This window comes from Sphingopyxis granuli NBRC 100800, assembly GCF_001591045.1.
Lineage (GTDB): Bacteria > Pseudomonadota > Alphaproteobacteria > Sphingomonadales > Sphingomonadaceae > Sphingopyxis > Sphingopyxis granuli.
On the sequence record NZ_BCUA01000137.1, the window covers coordinates 1 to 6,818 of the forward strand.

The 6,818-nt window shown below is 68.0% G+C and carries 7 protein-coding genes; 1 reads left to right on the top strand and 6 read right to left on the bottom strand.

Going from position 1 to position 6,818, the window contains the following annotated elements; genetic code table 11:
* The first annotated feature begins 177 nt into the window (after positions 1 to 177).
* Entirely contained in the window at positions 178 to 1,437 is a 1,260-nt protein-coding gene (locus tag SGR02S_RS18575; protein WP_067113582.1) for a DUF418 domain-containing protein, read from the top strand.
* Here SGR02S_RS18575 and SGR02S_RS18580 read toward each other — a convergent pair.
* The 6 genes from SGR02S_RS18580 to panB form a co-directional block, all read right to left on the bottom strand.
* Positions 1,431 to 1,853, bottom strand: coding sequence for an Hpt domain-containing protein (locus SGR02S_RS18580; protein ID WP_067113583.1), 423 nt, complete (start codon positions 1,851 to 1,853; stop codon positions 1,431 to 1,433). The two genes, SGR02S_RS18575 and SGR02S_RS18580, sit on opposite strands and share 7 nt — an antisense overlap.
* 78 nt (positions 1,854 to 1,931) lie before the next feature.
* Positions 1,932 to 2,153 (bottom strand): sulfurtransferase TusA family protein, encoded by a 222-nt coding sequence (locus SGR02S_RS18585; protein ID WP_067113586.1) that lies wholly within the window; start codon positions 2,151 to 2,153, stop codon positions 1,932 to 1,934.
* Positions 2,143 to 3,513: a ribosome biogenesis GTPase Der gene (gene der / locus SGR02S_RS18590; protein ID WP_067113589.1), complete on the bottom strand. Its 1,371-nt coding sequence runs from the start codon at positions 3,511 to 3,513 to the stop codon at positions 2,143 to 2,145. The genes SGR02S_RS18585 and der overlap by 11 nt, the downstream gene beginning before the upstream one ends.
* 42 nt (positions 3,514 to 3,555) lie before the next feature.
* Positions 3,556 to 4,893 (bottom strand): outer membrane protein assembly factor BamB family protein, encoded by a 1,338-nt coding sequence (locus tag SGR02S_RS18595; protein WP_067113592.1) that lies wholly within the window; start codon positions 4,891 to 4,893, stop codon positions 3,556 to 3,558.
* A 1-nt stretch (position 4,894) separates the two neighbouring features.
* On the bottom strand, positions 4,895 to 5,665 hold the full coding sequence (locus SGR02S_RS18600; RefSeq protein WP_067113595.1) for a tetratricopeptide repeat protein: 771 nt from the start codon (positions 5,663 to 5,665) through the stop codon (positions 4,895 to 4,897).
* A gap of 146 nt (positions 5,666 to 5,811) precedes the next feature.
* Positions 5,812 to 6,675, bottom strand: coding sequence for a 3-methyl-2-oxobutanoate hydroxymethyltransferase (gene panB / locus SGR02S_RS18605; RefSeq protein WP_067113598.1), 864 nt, complete (start codon positions 6,673 to 6,675; stop codon positions 5,812 to 5,814).
* Positions 6,676 to 6,818 lie beyond the last annotated feature (143 nt).

Genomic DNA, 6,818 nt, shown 5'->3' on the forward strand with positions numbered 1-6,818 from the left:
GGCTTTCGCCGGGGAACAGCTCCTTACTTGCCTGAAGGACATATATGCCGACCAGGTCCGCAGTGACGAAGAGGTAGGCGCCTTCCAGACCCAAAGGGCGTTACCACCGCGCCGAGAGGGATATGATCCCGAAGCGAATGCCCTATAGCCTTCCGGCGGGACGCAGCGGAGGCGCGAATGGATAAGCAGGACGGCGCACCGGCGCAGCGGCTGGTCACGCTCGATGCGCTGCGCGGCTTCGCGGTGATGGGCATATTGGCGATGAACATCGTCGCCTTCGCGATGCCCGAAGCGGCCTATATCTCGCCGAAAGCCTATGGCGGGGAGACGCCGGCCGATCTGGCTGGCTGGGCGATCGGCTTCATCCTCTTCGACGGCAAGATGCGCGGGCTGTTCTCGATCCTGTTCGGGGCGAGCATGCTGCTGATCGTCGAGCGCGCAAGGGCGTCGGGACAGGATGCCACTGCGGTGCATTACAGGCGCATGGCGTGGCTCGCGGTGTTCGGGTTCGCCCATTATCTCTTCGTCTGGTGGGGCGACATATTGTTCCTCTATGCGTGCATCGGCTGCATCGCCTTCGCCTTTCGCGACTGGGAGGCGCGGCGACTGATCCGCTGGGCAGTCGGGCTGTTCGCACTCGGCACGCTGTTGATGACGTTGCTCTTCGGCGCGCAGCTCGTTCTCGCGCAGGCGGTGGACGATCCCGGCGCGCCGGCGGCGATGGCTGCGGCGGGACGTGACGTGATCGCCGGATATGCGGGGCTTGGCGACGCGGTCGACGCCGAACTGGCGCTCTATCGCGGCGGCTATCTGCCGATCCTCGCCGAGCGGCTCGACCATGCGGACACGCCGTTGCTGATGGTGCTGATGAGCGCGCTCGAAACGCTGCCGCTAATGATGATCGGCATGGCGCTGCTGCGCAGCGGCTTCCTTGCGGGGCGCTGGGAGTCCGCCGCCTATCGCCGCACGGCGCTCCGCTGGCTGCCGCCGGGACTGCTGCTGACGATAGTGCTGGCATGGGTCCAGTGGCGCGGCGGGTTCGATTATCTGCTATCGCTCAACATCTTCCTCGCCTGGGCGCAGCCCGCGCGGCTGATGATGATGATCGGCTATGCCGCGCTGCTGGTCCTGCTGATCCGGCGCCATGCCGCGAGCGGCTGGATCGCCCGCATCGCGGCGGCGGGGCAAGCCGCCTTCTCCAACTACATCGGCACCAGCCTCGTGATGACGAGCCTCTTCTACGGCTATGGCCTCGGGCTGTTCGGCGCGGTCGGGCGCCTGCCGCTCTATCTGTTCGTGATCGGCGCCTCGGCGCTGATGCTGCTATGGTCGAAGCCGTGGCTCGCGCGCTTCCGCTACGGGCCGCTCGAATGGCTGTGGCGCAGCCTCGCGCGCGGGGCCGTGCAGCCGATGCGGCTGGCGTCCTCGGCTCAGTAGCCGACGGCGCGGCCGAAGCTCGGGCGGCCGCGCTGGACGAGCGGATTGGCCTCGCGCTCCAGCGCCGCCAGCGTTTCCTCGAACAGCGGGCGCAGCGTGACGACGCGCGGCAGATATTCCTCGGGGCTGATCTGCGCCTCGACGCAGTGGCGCGCGAACATCTCTATATCCTCGGCCAGCGTGCCCAGCCGCTCGCCGCCGAACTGACGCGCCTCGCTCTTCAGCGTGTGCGCGGGCATGACGAGCCCGCGCGCGTCGCGGGCGCGCATCGCCTCTTCGATCGCGGCGACCGACTTGATGCCGTCCTCGCGGAAATAGCCCAATATGCGGATGAACGCCGCGCCCAGCTGGGTGCGCGTCGCGCGGAATTCATTCCAATCGACCAGCATCTCGTCCAATGTTCCGTCCCTTGGCATGCAATTCGGCCGGTGGTCCCGAGGCCTGCATGCCAAAAGGCGGTTAATAGGCGGTTACGGCGACGACGGATGGCTGTTTCAGCGCGTCACGATCCAGCGTCCGGGGCCGGCCGCGCCCGAATCGGCGGCGAGCGCCCACCCCTGTTCGGCGGCGAGCGCGGTGACCTCCCGCTCCGCCTTCGGATCGTCGGCTATTAGCAGCACCTGCGGCTCGGCCCGCATCGCGCGCGCCAGCCGCAGCGCCGGCCACGGGCAGCGCATCCCGCGAGCATCGACGACGACGGGTGCCTCAATCGTCATAGGGATTGCGCGTGTTGCGGAAGTTGAGCCGGATCGGCACCCCCTGAAACCCCAGTTCCTTGCGCATGCCGTTGGTCAGGTAGCGCTGGTAGCTCGCGGGCAGGGCGTCGGTGCGGCTGCCGAAGACGACGAAGGTCGGCGGCCGCGTGCGCGCCTGAGTGATGTAGCGCAGCTTGATCCGCCGACCCCCCGGCGCGGGCGGCGGATTGGCGGTGACCGCACCCTCGAACCAGCGGTTCAGCTTCGCGGTCGACATGCGGCGCGTCCAGATGTCGCGCTGTTCGAAGGCGACGCGGACGAGCGTGTCGATTCCCTTGCCCGTCGCGCCGGAGATGCTGAGCAGCGGCACGCCCTTGACCTGCGACAGCCCGTCGTCGAGCGCCGCGCGCACGCCGTTGAACAGCGCCGACGGATTTTCGGCGACGTCCCATTTGTTGAGCGCGACGATCAGCGCGCGCCCTTCCTCCAGCACCCGGTCGGCGATTCGCAGGTCCTGCGCCTCCAGCCCCTTGGTCGCGTCGAGGAGCAGCACGACGACCTCGGCGAAATCGACCGCATGGAGCGCGTCGGCGACCGACAATTTCTCCAGCTTGTCCTGCACCTTCGCGCGCTTGCGCATCCCCGCGGTGTCGAACAGCTGGATCGGATGGACTTCGCCGTCCTTTTCCCATTGCCAGTCGACGCGGATCGAATCGCGCGTGATCCCCGCTTCGGGCCCGGTGATCAGCCGGTCCTCGCCGATCATGCGGTTGATCAGCGTCGACTTGCCCGCGTTGGGCCGCCCGACGATCGCGAGCTTGAGCGGGCCGAGCGGCTCCTCGTCATCCTCGCCGGTTTCGGCTTCCCCGGCTTCCGTGAACGGCTCGACGATCGGGCGCAACGCGTCGAACAGGTCGACCAGTCCCTCGCCATGTTCGGCGCTGAGCGCGATCGGGTTTTCGAAGCCGAGCGCATAGGCCTCCATCAGCCCCGCCTCGCCCTGCTTGCCCTCGGCCTTGTTCGCGCAGAGGATGATCGGCGTGTCCTCGCTGCGCAGCCAGCGGGCGATCTCTTCGTCGAGCGGCGTCACGCCGGCGCGCGCGTCGATCAGGAACAGCGCGGCGTCGGCCTCGCGCACCGCCTTTTCGGTCTGGACGCGCATCCGGCCGGGCAGCGTCGCGGCGTCCTGATCCTCGAACCCCGCGGTATCGACGATGCCGAACGTCAGGCCGAGCAGTTGCCCGTCGCCCTCGCGCCGGTCGCGCGTCACCCCCGGCTGATCGTCGACGAGCGCGAGCCGCTTGCCGACGAGCCGGTTGAACAGGGTCGACTTGCCGACATTGGGCCGGCCGACAATGGCGATCGTTGCGGATCGCGCCATCTGCTTATCCTATCATGCAGGGCCGCGCGGCGCCCCATCCCGTCATCGCCAGGCGGTGATCTGTCCGTCGTCCGCCAGAATATACAAGATATTGTTGGCGACCACCGGCGTCTGCGACAGCGGCGACTTGAACTCGGTCGAGGCGAGCAGCGAGCCGTCGGTAGGCGAATATTCGGCGAGCGTGCCCTCGGTATTGACCGCGATCAGCCGGCCGCCGGCGAGGATCGGTCCGGTCCAGCGGATCGGGTCCTTCTTCTTCTTGTCGGTTTCGACGCGGAAGCGCGCGAGCTGCTGAATCCAGCGCACCTTGCCCGATCCGCGCGCGACGCACAGCAGCTTGGCATCGTCGGTCATCGCATAGACCCACTCGCCGACGACATAGGGGGTCGAGATGCCGGCGATCGAGATTTCCCAGGTCCGCTGGCCGGTGACGAGCTCATAGCTCGCCATGCGGCCGCCCTGCCCGAGCGCGAAGACGCGGCCGCGGTCGATCACCGGATCGGCATCGACGTCGGACAGCGTCGATACCGACAGCGCCATCGAGGTGCGCGCAAGCGCATCCTCCCACAGGTCGCGGCCGTTCTCGTAGCGATAGGCCTGCACCTCGCCCGACGAGAAGCCGGCGACGATCGTGCCCTGCCCCGCCGCGGGAGAGGCGGCGCCGAAAACGCTGCCGGGTTCGAGCGACGCGGTCGCCTGCCACTGCACCGCGCCGTCGGCGGCGCTGAGCGCGATGATCTGATTGTCCTGGCTGATGACATAGACGCCGCCGAAGGCGATGGTCGGCGCGCCGCGCAGCGGACCGGCCGGCTTCACCTTCCAGATCACCGACCCGTCGGCGGCGTTGAGCGCCGCGACATCGCCCGACCCGCTGGTCGCATAGACGACCGAGCCGTCGACCGCGGCACCGCCGCCGAACAGCGAATCCTTGTAGTCCTTGCCCGTGCTGCCGATCGGCGTGCGCCACAGCGAGGCACCGGTGTCGGCCGCGAAGGCCGAGACGACCGCATCGGTATCGACGACGAACAGGCGGTTGTCGGCGATGACCGGCGACGCGGCGAGGCGCTGCTTCTTGGTGCTGCCGGCGATGCTGGCCTGCCACAGCCGCGCGCGCGTCGTGCCCAGCGCGACATGGCCCATCGCCTTCGAGGCGTTGCCGCCCGACTGCGCCCAGCTTGCGTTGACGACGGGCTCGGGGAGCACCACCGCGATCTCCGCGGTCGCCGGATCGACCTTGATGCTGTTGTCGTTCGACAGGATCGACACCCGCTCGCCGACCGTCGGCGTCTTGGGTCCGCCCTTGTCCTTGAACGCGCCGCAGCCCGACAGGGGCAGCGCCAACAGGGCCGCGCAGAGAATATAATGCCGCTTCTTCAGCATATTATTTGGTTTCCTCAGTCTTTTCGGTTGCCGCCGTCTGCGACCCGGCGACGTCCTTGCGATCCTTGTCCGCGCTTTCGCCGGCACGGTCGGTGACGGCATCGACGCCCAGCATGCCCGCCATCTGCACCGCGCGCGACTGGAGCGATTTCGGCACGTCGGGCAGCTTGGCGATACGGCCATAGAGTTCGCCCGCCCGATCGTACTGGCCGAGCTGATAATAAGCGATGGCGCTGAGTTCGGCGGCGCTGGCGAACCAGCTCGACGCGGGGTCCTTCGCCTCGACCAGCGGCTTCATGCGGTCGATCACCGCCTGCGGCTTCAGCGTGTCGAATTCGAGCGCGGTCTGGCGAAGCAGCGCGGCATTGCGCAGCGCCGGGTCGATCTTCTTGTCGCCCGCGACCTTCGCCATCAGCGCGGCCGCGCCCTTGCGGTCGCCAGCCTGCGCCTTGATGTTCGCCTGCTGCATCAGCGCGGCCGAGCGATAGGCGGGACTGCCCTCCGCGACGATCGTGTCGAGATCCTTCGCCGCGGCGTTCGGCTGGCTCGCCGCCGCCTTTTCAAAGGCAGCGACCAGCGCTTCGGCCTGCTCGCCGCGCTGCACCTGCTGCGCGTGGCCCCAATAGAGCCAGCCGCCGAAGGCGACCAATGCCGCGACGATCGCGCCGATGATCCACCAGCCATAGCGCCGCCAAAGCGTGTCGAGCCGGTCCTTGCGGACCGCCTCGTCGACTTCCAGCAAAAAGGCGGCATTGTCCGGGCTCAGGGCCAATCAAACCTCCATCGTCTCGCTACGGGCGCGGGGCGCATGGCCCGCCGGTCGCTTTCCTTAGCGGCGAGGCCCGGAAAGGCCAAGCGATTCACTCACCCGGCCGCGGCGGCGCTCCGCCGGGCTGCGCCGCGCCCGTTCGTCCGGCCTCAACCGGCGTAGATCTGTTCGGATGTCGGGAATGAACGGGACCTGACTTGCTCGGCATAGTCCCGGACCGCGCCGTCGATGACGCTCGCCATGTCGCTATAGCGCTTCACGAAGCGCGGCACGCGCTCGAACATGCCGAGCATGTCGTCGGTGACGAGCACCTGACCGTCGCACTGCGCCGAAGCGCCGATGCCGATCGTCGGGCAGGCGACCTTGTTCGTGATCTCGATCGCGATCGATTCGAGCACGCCCTCGATGACGATCGAGAAGGCGCCGGCCTTCGCCACCGCGACCGCGTCCTCGACGATCGAGCGCGCTTCCTCGTCGCTCTTGCCGCGCACGCCATAGCCGCCGAGGATGTTGACCGCCTGCGGCGTCAGGCCGACATGCCCCATCACCGGAATGCCGCGCTGGGTCAGGAATTCGATCGTCGGGGCAAGCACCTTGCCCCCCTCGACCTTCACCGCCGCGGCGCCGGTTTCCTTGAGCAGGCGCGAGGCGTTGGCGAACGCCTGCTCGGGGCCGGCCTCATAGCTGCCGAACGGCATGTCGACGATCACCGCGGCATGATAGCTGCCGCGCACCACCGCGGCGCCGTGCAGCGCCATCATCTCCATCGTCACCGCGACGGTATGCGGCAGGCCGTAAATCACCTGCGCGAGCGAATCGCCGACGAGCAGCATGTCGCAATGCGGATCGAGAAGCTGCGCCTGGCGCACCGTATAGGCGGTGAGCATGACGATCGGCTCGCCCCCCTTGCGCTGGCGGATGCGCGGCACCGTCAGGCGCTTCATCGGCTGCGGCGTCGGGTTGGCGCGGCTGGTCGAGGTGTCGAGGGTGAGCGTCTTGGGGAGCGTGGACATGGGACGGGAGCCTAGCGGTTTATGTTGCGCTGCGAAAGACAGAGTTTCGTCGGGAGGCAACGCAACTCGAACAGGCGGCATGCCGTCTCCTCTCCCGCTTGCGGGAGGGCAGCGAGGCTAGAGCATGATGACATGAGTTGGAA

Excerpts from the sequence above, each read along its gene's own strand:
- SGR02S_RS18580 (WP_067113583.1), bottom strand. The coding sequence starts at position 1,853 with ATGCCAAGGGACGGAACATTGGACGAGATGCTGGTCGATTGGAATGAA.
- panB (WP_067113598.1), bottom strand. The coding sequence starts at position 6,675 with ATGTCCACGCTCCCCAAGACGCTCACCCTCGACACCTCGACCAGCCGC.
- SGR02S_RS18595 (WP_067113592.1), bottom strand. The coding sequence starts at position 4,893 with ATGCTGAAGAAGCGGCATTATATTCTCTGCGCGGCCCTGTTGGCGCTG.
- SGR02S_RS18585 (WP_067113586.1), bottom strand. The coding sequence starts at position 2,153 with ATGACGATTGAGGCACCCGTCGTCGTCGATGCTCGCGGGATGCGCTGC.
- SGR02S_RS18575 (WP_067113582.1), top strand. The coding sequence starts at position 178 with ATGGATAAGCAGGACGGCGCACCGGCGCAGCGGCTGGTCACGCTCGAT.
- der (WP_067113589.1), bottom strand. The coding sequence starts at position 3,513 with ATGGCGCGATCCGCAACGATCGCCATTGTCGGCCGGCCCAATGTCGGC.